Source organism: Bradyrhizobium sp. 159 (genome assembly GCF_023073795.1).
Lineage (GTDB): Bacteria > Pseudomonadota > Alphaproteobacteria > Rhizobiales > Xanthobacteraceae > Bradyrhizobium.
Genome location: NZ_JADPKE010000021.1, coordinates 45279 through 61624, shown reverse-complemented (window position 1 = coordinate 61624; position 16346 = coordinate 45279). Strand labels below are relative to the sequence as shown.

Below are 16346 nucleotides of genomic sequence, written 5' to 3'. Positions count from 1 at the left end.
CATGCGCTCTAGCATGCCTGCCGTGATGCGCGTTGGGAGCGTCATCAAGCGGCGCGCGAGGACGTAAAGGCGCCGATCGCCCCCTTCCTGGAAAGGTCTTCAAGTTGGTGGTCGTCGTAGCCGAGCTCTTTGAGGATTTCCTCGGTCTGAGCCCCAAGTTTCTGAGGCGGCAGTCGGACTTCGGGCAGCCTGCCATCATAGCGCACGGGATGGCTGACGAGCGTGATCGGCGCGCCCGTCGCCCCGCGGACGACCTGGAAGTTCTTGTTGTGTACGACCTGCGGATCGGTCACGACATCTGTATAGTCATTGACCGCGGCGTGCCAAATTCCGTGGGCCTCGAACAATGCGATGCATTCGGCCGTCGTGCGCTTTGCGACATTTGCGGCGATCGCAGCCGATGCCTCGTCGCGTCGGCGATACGCCTCCTTGTCTGGAACGCGCTGATCGGCCGGAACATCGAGCGCCTCCGACACTGTGCTGAGAGATCCAAGAGAAATCGCCATATGACCGTCACGCGTCGGATAAATGCCGTAAGGCGCCCCGTAGTACCAACCGGAGATCGGTCCCGGCTGACGGACATCGTCAGGCCGCTCGCCGTTGAGGTAACAAGTAAAGGATTCCATCTGCAGATCGAGTGCAGCAGACAACAGGCTGACATCAACCCGGCACCCCTGTCCGGTGCGCGTTTTCCTCACAAGCGCCGCCAGAATGCCAGCCGCAAACAACGCAGCACCATGGTGGTCGACCGCTGAAACACCTACGGCCCTTGGACCCTGCTCGCGGCTTCCAGTAATCGTGGCCAGCCCCGATATTGCCTGCACCAGTAGATCCTGACCGGGACGGTAGACGTAGGGCCCATCGGGACCGTAGCCTGAGGCCGCAGCATAGATAATTTGCGGATTGATCTTCTTGGCGTCCTCGTAGCCGAGGCCAAGCTTGTCGAGAACGCCGGGGCGGAAGTTCTCAGTCATGACATCCGAGGTCGCGATCAACTTCCTGGCAATCTCAATGGCTTCAGGTTTCTTCAGGTCGAGCGTGAGACTTCGCTTATTGCGGTTCCCGGTGAGCAGCAGCATGGATTGCCCATCGACCCGCTTGTCTGCTCCGCCCCATTTCCTCTGAAAGGCGCCATCTGGTGGCTCGACGGCAATGACGTCCGCCCCGAGATCGGCGAGAAACTGCGCAGCCACGGGGCCCATCAGGAAGTGATTGAAGCTCAGGACGCGAACGCCCTTCAAAAGATCGACCATGGTCTCGCTTTCAGTTTTCTTGGATCAGAGGTGTTCTATTTGGCCCGGCTTCTGAAATCGATTTCAGAAATAAGCATCATGATCTGCAGAGTCAAGCAAAATGGCCGGCCTGCCAATTCAGCGCCTGCCCATGTACCAGAGTTCCACTGGATAAGACGGATCGGGCGTATACAGAGCTTGAGAACGCTGGCTGTCCAATGTTCTAACGTGGATCGGACTCATGCCATTGACTGAGCGACCAGACCGGATGGATAAAAAACCAACAATCGAGCCCAAAGGACGCCAGCAACCGCGCGTGAAGATCGAAGATGTCGCGCGAAAGGCCAATGTGTCCCCTGCGACCGTGTCGCGCGTCCTCAATCATCCCGAAATCGTGAGACCGGAACTCCGGGACAAGGTGATGCGGCACATCACAGACCTGTCCTACACGCGAGACAGCGCGGCGAGAGCCTTGAAGTCGGGACGCATGCGCACCATCGGAGTCATCGTTCCAACGCTGGCGCTCGGCATCTTTGCCGAAGGAGTTGAGGCGCTGCAGAACCGCCTCAGCGAAAGCGGCTATACGCTCTTCATCGCGAATTCCCAATATGATCAGCGCCGCGAACTTCAGGAACTGCAGAGCCTCATCGAGCGCGGCATCGATGGAATTGTACTGGTCGGAGGCTCCCATGGACGTGAACTGAGGGCTCTGATTGAACAAGCCGGTGTGCCTGTGATCACGACCTATGTTTCGAAGGCAGCTGGCGGCATTCCCGCGATCGGAATCGATAACGAAAGCGCCACGCGCGAGATGACCGAGTATCTGTTGCGGCTTGGACACGTCCGTTTCGGCGCGATCGCCAATGTTGTTGCTGCGTCCAACGACCGGTCCCGCGCGAGGCTCGAGGGCATTCAGCGCGCGCTTTCGGACGCCGGCCTCCCGCTCAGGCCCACCCAGATCATTAAGGCCGACTATTCGCTTGCCCAGGGTCGCAGCGCTCTTCGTCAGCTCCTCACCGACCACCCCGACACGACGGCGGTGATCTGCACCACCGACACCCTTGCCATCGGTGCAATGGCAGAGGCTCGCAAAATTGGGGTCGCGGTGCCGGCTACGCTTTCCATCACAGGATTTGACGATGTGGAGCTGGCGGCGCAGATGGACCCGCCGCTCACAACAGTCAGTGTTCCGGCAGCTGAAATTGGCCGAGGAGCCGCCGATTATCTGATCAATGCGATCGCTGGAAGCCCACTTCCCAGGAGTGTCCTGTTGCCCTATCGACTGGTCATGCGGTCATCGACCGGGCCGCCGAGATCTAGCGAACGCCCACCGCGTCGCAGGCGCAGCCCGGGCTGAAGCTGCCGCGCCGACGCGCTGTCACTGAAATCGATTTCTCCTGCCTTCTGCATTCCTCCAAGGCTCTGGCGGCTGCCACGCTGCGCGAACATATGACTGGTGGCGGCACAAAGTGGACGTGGCTGAACATGCCGCGGCCGTGCTGCCCGCGAAGCGCTGGAGCGAGAGAAGGGAGAGCAGCTCACACGACGTTTTCCCCTTCTCAGTGCTCGCGCTCGGTGTGAACGGAGTGGACAGGCGCATGGTGGTGAATGGCGCCAAGTTCGTGCAGCTTATGATGCAGACGATGATGCGCAAGCTCCAAGGCAGCTCGCAGCCGCGAGTGCCGCGCTTCGTCAGTCCTGGGAGCGAGCGTATCCATATAGGCGATCGATCCCTCGATTTGTGCAAGAATCGACACCGCGTCCGCAGTGGCAAAGACCGGTTTGTCGCCGACTTTGACATACACCGCACTGGTGTGGGCCGCGATGTCGGCCTCGCGCCCCGCCACACTGCCTCGAACGCGTATCGAGATCCAACAGGACTCGGTGATGCGCAACGCGAGCTGGCCGTTGCACGACAACTCGCTACATCGAACTTCATCGATGGCGACGCCATTGCGGATCACCTCCACCCGTGTTGGCGCGACGCTGACCGATTCGATCCGCCAGTCGATTGTGATGGTGCCACCCGAAGGGGGAAGCGCGATCGCGCTCCCGGGGCGACGTCCTTCCACTGTCACCTCAACGAGCGGCCCGACTGTGATGAACGTGTCTCCGCTGCGTACGGCGTCCATCCAGTTGCGATACGTGAAATCGCGCCCACCTAGCTGCACATAAGTCCGCGAGCCTCCGAGGAGCGCGGCAGCGTCCATCTTGTCGGAGCCGGCGACCAGTGGCAGATGGTAACCAATGTTGAGGTAACGGTACCAGTCAGCCAGACCAAATGCGCTGATCTGCGCAGTCCGCGGGTTGAACGACATCATTTCAATGGCATCGACCAGGCCGAGCACGATGTCCGCCGCCCGCTCGGCTTGCGGGTTGGGAGCATGCGGCATCACGACAAGGCCCCCTTGCTGGCGGCAGCGCTCCGCCCAATCGGCCATGCTCGCTTCCAGAGGATCGCCGATCGCAGCCTCGTTGGGTCCGCCGCAAGACAGGGGGTTGATAATCTCGCCTTCGTAGCCGAGAAGCGATATGTGTCCTAGGACTTGCATACGGTTCTCTGTGCCGACGCGAACGAGGAACTCTCCGTCCCCGCCGAAGTGCTTTGCCCCGAGCGTCGTGCGCCCGTCGAAATCGGCCACGTTGGTGAATAGCTCGCCCCATTGTGCCGCGAGCAGGTTGACGACGTTGACCCCCTCCGCCTTGCCCTCCAGCAGGGCTGTGTGCGGGCTCAGGAAATGGACGTGAGTATCGGAGCTGACCCACCCCTGTTCGCGCCAGCGCAGCACCCTGTCCAGCTCGAAGGTGAGTTCCTCCGTGGTCGCGGTGACTTGGACGATACGGCGCAGGGGCCGCACCTCGAAGCCCCTGCTGATCTCCACAAACACGGGCCCGATCGGCAAGTCCGCCTCGCAGCTGCCATCCACATAGGCGTACTGGTTCAGCCCGTTCGTAAACTCCCCGGCGAAGTCTTCGAATCTTCCGGCATTGACCTTGCGGTGGTGCCCCTTGGGCGGCAGATACTCCCCATCCGCGCCATGCACATGCAGGCGCGCGGCGACACGCACGCCGTTGCCCTTCTCTACGATGCGGATTTTGACGGGCCTTGTTGCCGGCGCGATGGGCACCGCCTCCAGCGAGGTGTCTCCTGCGTTCCCGGCAGCTTCCAGCGACCGAAGATCGGCAAGGTGCAAGCGGCCGTCGTCGGAGCGTAGGTACAGCCTTGCGTCGGGATGGGCGGAGTACTCGACGATGACCTCGTCCTCGGAACGCACCGGCTGCACGTCGTGCTTGTCACCGAGCCAGTCCGATCTCGCGTAGTCAAGCACCGCGCGGGCGGAGATCACCGTGCCGAGATCCATGCCGATCTGTTCGCCCCGATGATCGACGTCGAGCTCGCCAAGTTTATTCAGATGCACTCCGGGCGGTAGCCGCATCTTCAGCTTGCGACGAGGCTGGAGGCGCAGGGGATGCTGGGTGAGCCTTGTCGTGGTCACCGCAAAGACAAGAGAAAGTTCTTGCTCCGCTCGCAGGCTTAGCGCGGTGAGCTCCTTCTCCGGATATGCATTTTGGAGCGCATAAAGCCACAAGTTCTCCCCTTGTCGATCCATGCGCCCCGATTCGGTGCGTGTCTCGCCATGGAAGAAGCTCGCGCCCGCCCTTCTGCCGAGTGCGCAGTTTTCGCCGGTGCTTGCGTGCACGATGGGCCCCCGTAATGGCAGCGCCGCGAACGGGCTGGCGCTCCAGGAGATATGGTTCTGCTGGACCGCGAACCGCCGTAGCACCGGCACGTCGACCTCGGTGCTGTCGACGTATCGAAGCACGTATGTCGACACCCGATCGCCGAGCGAATTGCCTTCCACAGGCAGCGTTGCCGGCCCAATCTCCCCGAAGCCTTGAGGGCTTACGGGTGGGCGGTCCGCGACCACTTGCACAAAGAGCACGTAGCTGGCCAATGTGGGCGGCAGCGCGATCACCGCAGGAAGCCCCCCGGGACGCAAGGCCAGCACATCCGCTCCGGCGTTGGCGCCGAATAGAAACGGGATGCCTCGATACGTCTGCGGTCCTCGAAGCGAATCGATCCAGCCGGTGTCGCCTGGGCGGCTGCCGAACCCCTCATCGAGTTCCAGGCGACCGGCGTTGAAATATCGCTGCAAGTCGACGGGCGCGAAGTGCGGTGACGATGGCGTTTTCATTCGATGGACTCCAGTTCATGGACGTCGTCGCCCATAAGCGGCCCTGGATGCGATGAGGACTGCTCACGTGTCCCGCTGCTGGCGAAGGCGCTCGTCCCAATCCCATGCTCTTGCCCAGCATCAAGAGATACTCGCCGGTCGGCATGCTTTGCGTCTGATAAGGAAGGCTTTGCCTCTGCTAGGTGGCGCAAGCGGCAGGCAGAAGGCGTTCAGTCACCGATGTAGACGCGGCCACGCCTTTTGGCGAAGTGGTAGACCACCACGCTTAAGAGCGCTATCAACGATCCGTAGACAGGAAACATCCAGGCCATGTGCTCGCGTTGCAACCACACAAGAAGATACGGTGAGGTCCCGCCAAACAATGAGACGCCGAGCGCGTAACCGAGCGCTACGCCCGTGGTGCGCACGGCACGCGGCATCAGGGTGGTAGCGATGAAGTTATAGAGCGCCATGTTGAACCCCACGATGGCTCCGCCGAACACCGTGACAAGGAAGAACGTGGAGATGCCCTTCTCCGAATAAAGCAGCGTCAGGAAAAAGCATGGGATGAGAAGTAGGCGCAGCAGCGTGAACGCACGCGAGGGCCGCACCTTGTCAGCGAAGGCGCCAACAAGCGGCGCGGCCAACATCCAGATCAAGACCATCAGCGTCATAATTCCGTATACAGAGGTGCTATTCTCCTTGAACACCGTGTTCGCCATATTGGGCAGACCGGTGTTCCAGGCATAGTTGGCGATCTGCACCGATCCGATCACCAGGATGACCGCAAGCAGGGATAGCCGCACGCTCCAGAGCGTCTTCCACACACCGCCGGTGGTTTCCTGAATTCGCGACGACTCATCTTGGCGATGCATAACCCGATGGATCAAGGTCTCTGGTACCGACGTGCGCAGATAAATGATCAGTAGGCCCAGCACCCCGCCGACCGCAAAGGGTACGCGCCAGGCCCACTCGCGCATCGCTTCGGGGGCAACCGATGCGCTCACCAGAAACGCAACAAGGCTGGATCCAAGGTTGCCTAGCTGGATGAAAGTGCCACCGATCAGCCCCAGATAACGCCCCTCCTTTCCGGGCGGCGCCAGTTCAATTGCGATTGCATTGGCGACACCCGCCTCGGCTCCGGTAGCAAGCCCCTGAATAAGGCGCATGATAAGCAGCGCCACAGCCGCCGTGACGCCGATGTCCCGGTACGTCGGCAATAGAGAGATCAGCAGCGAGCAAACCGCCATCGCCGTCACCGAGATCATCATTACTCGCTTGTGGCTAATGCGATCTGCGACTGGGCCGAGCAAGGCCGCTCCCAGTGGCCGCGCGCAGAAGCCCGCCCCGTACACGGCTAGCCCCGCAAGCAGCGAGGTCGTGGGATCATCGGAAGGAAAGAAGTGCGGCGAGAGAAACGCCGCCATCACGCCGTAGACGTTCCAGTCGTACCACTCCAGCGCTACGCCCCCTCCGAGGCCGACGGTCATCCGTCTGTTCGCAATCTGATTATCAAGCTGAACAGATATGGCACTGGGTTGAGCAATAATGTTCATGTGTCCTCGAGCTCAGTCAATGGCGTTAATGATGCCGCGGTCAAGCAAGGACGAGCAGCCGCTCGCTGGCTCTACTGCGCGGAGTGCGGCGCTATCTAAGATAAACGCGACTTGAGCGGGCCGGCTCGTAGCGGTGAAGGCGCAGGCGCCAAGGGGTACGCGGCATGCCGCCGATAAGGCCGTCTTGGTTCGCGATTTCGCAAGTCGTGCGGCCGCACGACCGGCTCTTGCATGACCTTAGTCAAAGAGATCGCGAGCGGCGATTCCGATCTGTGCAGCCGCCCAAGAGCAGACGCCACCGAACGCGCTGCGTACAAAACGCGCGCGAGCCCGTGCCCCATTCCCATGGTTTCCATCCCTCCTGTTGCCAAAGCGCACTCGTGAAGAAGCTGTTGTTCTTGTTGGACGGCGCCGCGCTACTACGCCGTCATCTCGCTAAGAAACATCGCAGTTCTGAAATCGATTTCATAATCGTAGGCGCTCTAGATTCCGGAGTCAAGCGCGGAAAATGCTGCCGCTGAACCTTCTCTCAGTCTGACCAGCAATTTCTTTCTTGAGCCGCCAGAAACTGCTCGAAGCCTGGTCAGTCGGATTGACTATAAAGAAAGCATGTTTTGCGTAGAAAACGATTTCAGTCTATAGGCTGCCTTTCTGACTTCTTTCAGGAGACACCCTCAATGACCGGCAAGCCCGATCTCATCCTCTCGACCTCTCCCAGGGCCCATGTGCGCATTGTGACGCTGAACAGGACGTCGAAACGAAACGCCTTAAGCAACGACCTGATCGCACAGCTTGGCGTGAGCTTGCGGCAGGCTGCGCTCAATGAGGATGTTCGTTGCGTCGTCCTTTGCGGGCACGAAGCCTTCTTTTCTGCCGGAGCCGATATTAAGGAGATGCAGCAGCGCGGGTTTGAGGCAATCGACAATCCCGCGCGACGTTCTGCGTGGCGGGACATCGCCAATTTTCCAAAGCCTCTTATCGCCGCGGTTGAGGGAATTTGCTTCGGTGGCGGTCACGAATTGGCCTTGCTCGCCGACATCGCCATAGCAGGCGAAGGAGCGCGGTTTGCACAGCCTGAAATCAACATCGGGATTTTGCCAGGCGACGGCGCAACCCAGCGTCTGACGCGCGTGGCAGGCAAATCTCTGGCCATGCTGATGATACTGACTGGCCAATCCATTTCTGCCCGTGCGGCGATGCAGGCCGGCCTTGTCGCTGAAGTCGTCGAAAGCGGCCAGGCACAGGCGCGAGCGCTCGAGATCGCCGAACTGATCGCCCAAAAGCCGCCGCGTTCGACTGAGCTCGCCAAGGTGGCCGTTCTCGCCGCCTTTCAGACCACCCTGGACGCCGGGCTCGAATTCGAGCGCCAGGCAATTCGATGCGCATTCAACACTGCTGACCAGCAGGAAGGAATGAACGCGTTCTTCGAGAAGCGATCGCCAAACTATCGTGGAAGTTAGCCGTCGCGATCCCCAGCCTTCGCTGCTGCCGGCGCTCCACATGTGCCGGTACTGGCCCACGATGCACCCGATTAAGCACTCCTTCGGATCGACCAGGCCAACGCTGCGATCTAGAATTCTGTCGTGCCCACCCTTCGAGCACCAATGTACATTGAACTTGCAGTGGCGCCTGTCAGGGACCATCTCGGCCGGTGCGCCCGGACCCTCCTGCGCAAAGGTCAAAGCCCCTCTCAGTCGAAGTGGACCAAAGGTGTGGATTGACTAGGCTAGGTTCTCCGAAACGATTTGGAGCCGTTCAAGCGCGGCGAGAAACTCGCAGAGTGAATGTTGCGGCTTGTACTATTAAGAGAAACATTCTGGTTTGAAGCCGGTATAGGGACGCGGAGCAGAGCATGATCGTAATCGACCAATATTCACTCGGCGCGTTGCCGATAGAGATGTACTTCAACGATACCTTACTTAGCCAAGGGACCGGCTTCGTTTGGATCGACGGCGACAGCTTTTTCTTGATCACGAACTGGCACAACGTGTCTGGACGAAACCCGAACACAGGCAAACACCTATCGCCTACTGCTGCAGAGCCCAACAGGTTGAGGATTTGGTTCAACACTAAAGGCGAGATGGGGAACAAGACCGCAAAGTTCATACCGCTGCGTGCAGACACGGGGGAGCCGGCTTGGTTTGTGCACCCCGAGCACGGAAGGAATGTCGACGTAGTTGCACTTGCGCTAACGGCTTTCGCTGACGTGGAAATGTACCCAATCAACGAGATGCAAAGCTCCAACCTTCAATTAAGCGTTGGCATGGATGTTTACGTGCTGGGGTATCCGTACGGCCTTGCTGGAGCTGGATTGCCCGTTTGGAAGCGCGGAAGCTTCGCGACGGAACCAGGAATCTCGCCTGCCATTCAGCTCCACATGTTTATAGACACGGCCTCGCGCCCGGGGATGTCCGGCTCTCCAGTCATTCGAAGAAGCTGGTCGACGCATCTTTTGGAACAAAATGCAATCGAGATGGGCGCACCCATCGCCACTCGGTTTGTCGGGGTCTACTCCGGAAGAATGTCCTCCAGCGACCCGCTCGATGCTCAGCTAGGCATTGCTTGGCCGGCGTCTTTGGTCCCGGAGATCGTTTCTGGTCGCAAGCACGACGATAGCTAATCCTAAGACTGTCTTGCAGGAGGGGCCGGCGGTACTGCAACAGCGCCAAACGGAAACTAGTCTCGCACCATGACTTTGCTCTTTCGTAGCTTTACCCTGATGCGCTTGCGGAGCCGATTACATACCCCGAGCAAGTCGTCAGCATGAGGCCGAGTGTAGCAGCCGGTTTTGATGTATCGGGCACCGAACACTATCGAGATCGCACATTCCGATCACGGCCATGTCCTTCTTTGTGATGAAAAGCTTGTTCTCCTTTGCCGCCGTGGCCAGCGCGGGCAGGCGGTGGCCGAAGTCACGGGAGCTTAGCTGCGCGACTGAATGCGTGAGCCGAAGAAACGACTTCAGGAACAGCTCAATCGTATGGAAGTAGAGAAGTTGGACCGGCATAGATGGGTGTGTTCCACGGAGATTGAGCTTCTCCAGTTCTCGTGCTGCGAGATGGTACGAGCACGCGGTGTTGTAGAGGCCCATTGCCGTCGTGCGGCGCTCTTCGTGCGCAATTTCTTCGGGTGTCCGCTCTTTCTTCACGTCCGGTCTGTCTGTCTATGGCACTTCAAGCAGGTTATTTTCGCGCCCACGGTTGGCCGCCGTTCTGCCTAAAGTTCCTGTCCGACAGCTGCCGGGTGACTTCTGCGGCGATGTATTTGGCTCCCATCACAATATGCCCAACGGCTACACGCGCGGGCTGCTCCTTAGCGTAGCGGTTGGCTACAAACTTTGGATTTGCAGACATTACTCTGCGCACCCGCGCAGCATCGAAGGCTGGCCATTTTGCCTCGATATCGTCCACGAGGTCGCTTACTCGGTGCCCGTACCCCTCTCTGATCTCTTCCTCATTCAGCCCGGTAGAGGCCACCAACGCCTTCAGCGCGAGTTCTGTAGCAAGCAGTCCACTTTGAACCGCTCCTCTGTGGTCGACGCCCCCCGTCAAGATCGCTGCGGCGCCGTGGAGATGCAGCCGCGCGAGATTGAGAAACCGTTCCACCAGCTCCATCGAAGCGTAAGAAGAGCGCATCTCCCGAATGCCATATTCAAGGTCAAACAGGTCAGCGAACTGATCATTGGTAGGCTTCAAATGCGACCGCATCTCGTGCGAGTATCGCCTTTTGAACGTCGGTAAGCTCAACGTGCTCGATTGGAACTACGCGGACTTGTTGTCCATAGGCATGCGGGACGCCGACGCGCGCGAAAACGTCTCGAAACATGAACACGCCAATATGGCCACCAATAGCCAGATCGCGCGCGCAATATTTGAGAACTGTTCTCGGATGCGGCTTAGGACTTCAGGTGTGCCTTCGCCAAACAAAACGAAGGAGACGGAGCCCAATCGCCGCATCACTTCTCGCGGAACGTTAAAGCTCCGCTGCTTGATGTCCTCGCCGGCTGCGAATAGAGCCGCATCCGCCTCAATGACCAGCGTTAGAAGCTGATCGTCCGAAAGCTCTATGCGCTCAATGAAAACTCTCTGGGGTTGATTTTCGTTCGGGGGCGAAGAGGCCAGCCGCCCCTTGGAGCTGCTGAACCGCTGGTGAGGCCACGCCAGCCGGTCTAGCCATCGCCACTGGGTACGCACGTGGGTACGCACCGCGAGACCGCGCGCCACAAGTTACCGACAAATTTGGAATTTTTCACATTAAAGTTCCGGCTGGGGAACCTAGATTCGAACCAAGACAAACAGCGTCAAAACCTGTGACTCGTCCCCATAATCAAGACATTGCAAAAAACTCGGTCGCGTTCTCGCAAAGGATCCTGACCGCCAATCGTTCGGCGTTGCGGGATCGAAAGTAACCGCTCGCAATTTTCTCGTCCAGAACTTCGCCAACCAATTGGCGCGCGCTTTGAATCGCCGCGAACGTCTCCTCAACGTGGAGGCAATCTCCTCCGAGCATCAAACGCGATTCATCCGGCAAGACTTCAATGGCCTCGTGCAGCGCGAGCTTGAAATGGGATGGGCTCAACAGAAAAGACCAACACAAATCTAACCAAACATTTCGGTACACAAACGCCATTCCCAATAAATCCCGGCTCCAGGGATAGGCCAAATGCATCAACAGAAAACGGGTCCGAGGATGACGCTCAATCAGGGGGGCAATCCGCAAGGGATGTGAACCGCTTATGATCGCGGTCCCGAGGTGAGTTTGAACGGGTAGATCCGCCTCGGCTGCGAGTTGACAGAACAAGTCGACAACAAAGTCGCTGAAAGCCTTGCGCGCTCCAGGGGACGGCGACATTTGCCCCCACGCCTGCCGAGCCAGCTCTTCGTTCGGTTCGTCAAAGCTTAGATCCCGGTCATAGGCGAGCGCGTTCTTGAGCGCAATCTGATTGCGCCCGGCGCATCCGGCTACGAGCTCGCGGATCGCGGCGCAATAATCGTCGAAGGTTTTCACCTCCATGCCGAGACGTCCAAGCAACGTATGTCCGGAATTTCCATTGTGATCGCGAGATTCAGCATGCCAGCCTAAGGCAAATGCGTTGATGCGCAGGACGGCGTCGTATCTTTCGCCAAGGACCGGGCGCGGGTCGAGCAATGGGTCGAGAAAAGGGTCCGTTACGATCCTCTTGATGGCGGCGCGCCCAATGACTTCGCTTGGCCATTTCGGATCCTTGTGGCGTAAGCGTACTGAGGCGTCTACCGCCTCCCAGTTTTCACGCGTAATTCCGTTGTCAGCAACGCCGTAAAGGTCAGCAATTCCACCCACGAGGTTACGGACGAATGCGTTTGAGCCGCTCTTCTCGAAGAATGGCGCAAGGGCCTCCCAAGTGGTCGGCTCAGTTGCAGCAGATATCATACTGCTAGTCGCCTTAGGTTCGGATGGCAGGACATAGTTTGTCCAAGCCGCATAGCTCTGTTGAAACAGTTTCAGCAGGTTTACGTCGCGGCTGAGGGCGACCTCGGGCATGTGATGTTCATGCACGTCGACGACTTCGCACGCATTAACAAATTGGTTAATTCCATCAGACATTGTCCGTCCCGCACAGTCGTTGTATGGAGTTGATGAAGCCGCTTCTCCGCCCACGCGATGAGAGCCGGGGCGATGCTCCTATGGCGCCAGATACGCCAAAAGACGGGGGTCGCCGCGCAACTGCTGCGATGGCCCCGACAGCGCGACGCGGCCGCGATCGAGCACATACGTATGATCCGCTATGCGCATTGCGAGATCGAGGTGTTGCTCGACGATGATGACGGCGATGTCCCTGGCAAGCTCGCTCAAGCGCTCGGTGATCTCCTCGATAACGCCGATCCAGACGCCCTCGGTCGGCTCATCAAGCAACAGCAGCTTTGGGTTTCCCAGCATCGCGCGCGCGATCGCCAGCATCTTGCGCTCGCCGCCGGACAGCGTTCCGGCCGGCTGATCCAGGCGCTGGCCGAGTTTCGGAAACATTCCCATTACCCGATCTACGGCCGATGTCTCGCGGTGGAAAACCGATCCGACCGCGAGATTGTCGCGCACCGAGAGGCACGCAAACACCGAATGCTCCTGCGGCACGTAGCCAATGCCGGCGCGCACCCGCTCGTCGGTCCGGCAACGCTTGATGTCGCGGCCATCGAATTGCACCTCGCCCTTCCAGATCGGCAGCTCGCCGACGATGGCCTTCATGAGCGTGCTTTTTCCGGCGCCGTTGCGACCGAGGATAGCCACACCACCGCGCAAGGGAATGGCGATATTGACGCCAAACAGGACCTGGCTGCGTCTATAGCCAGCGTCGAGATACTTGATATCGAGGAATTCAGGCACGGCGCAGATAAATCTCCTGGACGTTTTTGTTGGCCTGGATTTGCGCAACCGTACCTGACGCCAGGACCTTGCCCTGATCGAGCACCGTCAGGCGGTCGCAAATGTCGCGGATGAAATCCAGGTCGTGTTCGACGATGATAAGCGAGCAATGCTGTTTAATCGGCTGCAGCAATTCGCCGGTGACGCGACGCTCCTCGAGACTCATGCCGCCGGTCGGCTCGTCCAGGAGCAGAAGGCGCGGATGGCCTGCGAGCGCCATCGCGATCTCCAGCCATTGCTGCTGGCCGTGCGATAACGCAGCCGCAGCATCAAAGGCTCGATCGGCAAGGCGGAATTGGGCAAGCATCATCATGACCTTATCGTGCAGTCGTCCTCGAGTACGCGAGAACACCAGATCGAGCAGCGAGGATTGGGCCTGCAGCGCGAGCAGGATGTTGTCGTACAGCGTCAGCGCCGGTAGTACGGAGGTGATCTGGAATTTCAGACTCATACCCGCCCTTGCACGCTCTGTCGGTGTGAACGCGGTGATGTCGGTGTTGGCGAAACTGACCTTTCCTTGTGTCGGTACTTCCGCCCCGGCCAGGCACTTCATCAAGGTGCTTTTGCCGGAGCCGTTCGGTCCGATGAGGCCATGAAACTCGTTTTCGTCAACTGTGAGCGCGGCACCGTCCAGCGCGGTGAGCTTGCCGAAGACCTTGGATATTCCGGCGGCTTCAAGAAGCGGCATTACGTATCTCTTTCGGGCTCGGGCCGAAGGTACCGACACGCTCCCGCTCACCGAGCACCAAGCTGATCAGGCCGAGCGGCCGGAACAGGATGACGAGCAGTAGCAAGACGCCGAGAATGATCGGCCAGATGTCGCGATAGTTGTCGGAGAGCCAGAAACTGAGGCCCTCGACGATTGCGGTGCCGATCACGGCACCAATCAATGTCCCAGAGCCGCCGAACAGGACGTAGAGCACGACCTGGGTCGACATCACGACCCCCAGCATGGTGGTCCAGACGAAGCCCTCATGGAACGCATAAAGGCTTCCGGCAATGCCTGCGATCGCGCCACCTATTGCGAAAATGATTGCCTTCAGGTGTTGAACTTTGTAGCCGAAGAATGCGATGCGCTGTTCGTTCTCCCGCAATCCCGCCAGCGCAAGCCCGAACTGCGAGCGCAACAGAAAGCGCGACGATAGGTAAACCAGTATCAGAATGACCAGCGCCAAGTAATAGAAAGCCGGTCCCTCGCTCAGTGCATACGATCCGATGCTCATCGATTGGATCGAAGGGATTCCGTTCTGACCACCAAGGTAATAAGAACCGCGCGCCAGCCGGTCGGCCGCGTAAGCTCCGGTCATGGTGCCGAGCGAGACGAAGACGATGCTGGAGGCGTGGCGGCCGAGCAGCAAGAAACCGGCCAGCAGCAACGCAGCAACGAAGCCGATCAGAGTACCGAGCGGAATTACGGCAAAGATCGACGCCACGTTGAAATCCCGTGAAAGCAGTGCCACGCCATAGCCGGCCATGCCGAAGAACAACGATTGCCCTAAGCTCAAGATCCCGGCATAGCCCCACACCAAGTCGAACGACAATGCGAAGAGGCACAGAATAAGCACCCGCGTCGCATACACCGTGATGTAGTCCTGCAGCAGCAACGGCGCGACCGCGGCGATGATCAGCACCGCCACTTCAATAACTGGAAGCACCTCTTGGCGGCCGGCGTTTGCAGACGCACTGATAGTGAGGGTCTGCGACGCTTCGATCACGCAGGACGCTGCACGCGTTCCGGTGCTGGTCGACGTTACCTGAGACATTCAGCACTCCTTCGGGTCGACCAGGCCGGCGCTACGGGCTACGATCTCGTATTGGCCGCCCTTCGCCACACCGATGTACATGTTCATCTTGCAGTGGCGCTTGCCGGGCACCATCTCCGCCGGCCCGCCCGGACCTTCCTCGATCTTGGCGTGATCCAGGGCAGCAGCTACCGCGACCCGGTCAATCGTGCCAGCTTCCTTTACCGCAGCTTCCCACAGCTTCAGTCCTCGATAAGTGCCAGTGGCGGCGCTGCCTGCCGAGAACCGGAACTTGGCAGGAAACTGTTCGTCGTACGCCGCCTGAATCTTGGCGCTCACCGGGTCCTCGGATGTCAACGCCTTGTAGTAGTCAAGGCTGCTTGCGAGACCTTCAATCTCATTGGCCTGGTTCATTACAAGTGTGTTCTCGTCATAGTAGACGCAGCCCAGCCGCCCGCCGTTCTTGGAGAAGCCCGCTCGATAGAGCTGCTTGAAGAAAGGGCTGACGCCGGGAGGGACGATGGTGTTGAACACCACGTCCACCTTGTTGGAGATGATGCGGCTCACCGTGGAGGAAAAATCGATCTGGTCGAGCGGATAGTACTCCTCGAAGATCACCTCGCCGCCATTGCTCTCGATCACCTTGCGCGCATAGGCATTGATCGTTTGCGGCCAGATATAGTTGGAGCTCGGCATCGCGAAACGTTTGCCGCCATTCTTGATCAACCAGGGAATGAACTGGTCGCAATTCTGAGCCGGTACCGGCCCGGTGCAGAACAGATTGGGCATGCACTCTTTGCCCTCGTAGCCCTCCGGATAGATGTAGAGCGTCTTGCCACGAGAGATGATGACGTCCTTGATGGCATTGCGCATCGAGCTTGAAATGCCTCCGAGCACCAGGTCGACCTTGTCTCGCTGGATCAACTTGCGGACGTTGCCGACTGCGACCGACTCGTTGGAGGCCGTGTCCTCGATAAGGAGCTCGATCGGACGCCCCAGTAGACCGCCTTTGTCATTGATCTCCTTGACGATCATGCGAGCGACATTAGCGTCGGTATTGCCGGCAAAGCCGAGTGAACCCGTAAGATCAGTGGCGATACCGACTCTGATCGGGCCTTCCGCGGCGTTGGCCCAGGCCGGGCGGATCACCCAGCTGCCCGGGCCGATTGCAATAGCGGCAGAGGCGAAGGCGAAATTGCGAAGAAAACGGCGGCGGCTGAGTTGTTGGCTGGCGTTGATCATCAG

The 16346-nt window shown here is 59.2% G+C and carries 13 protein-coding genes; 3 read left to right on the top strand and 10 right to left on the bottom strand.

The annotated features are described in order from the left end of the window. Positions 1 to 44: 44 nt before the first annotated feature. Positions 45 to 1253, bottom strand: coding sequence for a CoA transferase (locus IVA96_RS04445; protein ID WP_247415534.1), 1209 nt, complete (start codon positions 1251 to 1253; stop codon positions 45 to 47). Between the two features lie 220 nt (positions 1254 to 1473). On the opposite strand from IVA96_RS04445, the gene IVA96_RS04440 reads away from it, so the two are divergent. Then, positions 1474 to 2589 (top strand): LacI family DNA-binding transcriptional regulator, encoded by a 1116-nt coding sequence (locus tag IVA96_RS04440; RefSeq protein WP_247415532.1) that lies wholly within the window; start codon positions 1474 to 1476, stop codon positions 2587 to 2589. 202 nt (positions 2590 to 2791) lie between these two features. On the opposite strand, the gene IVA96_RS04435 is transcribed toward IVA96_RS04440, so the two are convergent. Further along, positions 2792 to 5428 carry a CehA/McbA family metallohydrolase gene (locus IVA96_RS04435; RefSeq protein WP_247415530.1) on the bottom strand — a complete coding sequence of 879 codons (2637 nt, stop codon included), beginning with the start codon at positions 5426 to 5428 and terminating at the stop codon, positions 2792 to 2794. A 209-nt stretch (positions 5429 to 5637) separates the two neighbouring features. Then, the gene (locus IVA96_RS04430) at positions 5638 to 6963 is read right to left on the bottom strand and encodes an MFS transporter (protein WP_247415528.1); all 1326 of its coding nucleotides are present in this window, start codon (positions 6961 to 6963) and stop codon (positions 5638 to 5640) included. A gap of 677 nt (positions 6964 to 7640) precedes the next feature. Between IVA96_RS04430 and IVA96_RS04425 the strand changes: the two genes are divergently transcribed. Together IVA96_RS04425 and IVA96_RS04420 are read left to right on the top strand one after the other, a co-directional pair. After that, complete coding sequence (locus IVA96_RS04425; RefSeq protein ID WP_247415526.1) at positions 7641 to 8423, top strand: enoyl-CoA hydratase-related protein; 783 nt, start codon at positions 7641 to 7643, stop codon at positions 8421 to 8423. A 392-nt stretch (positions 8424 to 8815) separates the two neighbouring features. Then, positions 8816 to 9583, top strand: coding sequence for a serine protease (locus IVA96_RS04420; protein ID WP_247415525.1), 768 nt, complete (start codon positions 8816 to 8818; stop codon positions 9581 to 9583). Between the two features lie 138 nt (positions 9584 to 9721). Here IVA96_RS04420 and IVA96_RS04415 read toward each other — a convergent pair whose 3' ends face one another. From IVA96_RS04415 to IVA96_RS04385, 7 genes are all read right to left on the bottom strand, one after another. Further along, positions 9722 to 10111 (bottom strand): hypothetical protein, encoded by a 390-nt coding sequence (locus IVA96_RS04415; protein WP_247415523.1) that lies wholly within the window; start codon positions 10109 to 10111, stop codon positions 9722 to 9724. A 34-nt stretch (positions 10112 to 10145) separates the two neighbouring features. Further along, a complete protein-coding gene (locus tag IVA96_RS04410) occupies positions 10146 to 10670 on the bottom strand; it encodes a hypothetical protein (protein WP_247415521.1) in 525 nt (174 codons plus the stop codon). A gap of 619 nt (positions 10671 to 11289) precedes the next feature. Then, entirely contained in the window at positions 11290 to 12546 is a 1257-nt protein-coding gene (locus IVA96_RS04405) for an amidohydrolase family protein (RefSeq protein ID WP_247415520.1), read from the bottom strand. Positions 12547 to 12624: 78 nt separating this feature from the next. Beyond that, positions 12625 to 13320, bottom strand: coding sequence for an ABC transporter ATP-binding protein (locus IVA96_RS04400; protein ID WP_247415518.1), 696 nt, complete (start codon positions 13318 to 13320; stop codon positions 12625 to 12627). Further along, the gene (locus IVA96_RS04395) at positions 13313 to 14047 is read right to left on the bottom strand and encodes an ABC transporter ATP-binding protein (protein ID WP_247415516.1); all 735 of its coding nucleotides are present in this window, start codon (positions 14045 to 14047) and stop codon (positions 13313 to 13315) included. Before IVA96_RS04395 ends, IVA96_RS04400 begins: the two co-directional genes overlap by 8 nt. Further along, on the bottom strand, positions 14034 to 15122 hold the full coding sequence (locus tag IVA96_RS04390; protein WP_247415515.1) for a branched-chain amino acid ABC transporter permease: 1089 nt from the start codon (positions 15120 to 15122) through the stop codon (positions 14034 to 14036). Before IVA96_RS04390 ends, IVA96_RS04395 begins: the two co-directional genes overlap by 14 nt. Beyond that, positions 15123 to 16343, bottom strand: coding sequence for a substrate-binding protein (locus IVA96_RS04385; RefSeq protein ID WP_247415513.1), 1221 nt, complete (start codon positions 16341 to 16343; stop codon positions 15123 to 15125). It abuts the gene before it with no gap. Positions 16344 to 16346 lie beyond the last annotated feature (3 nt).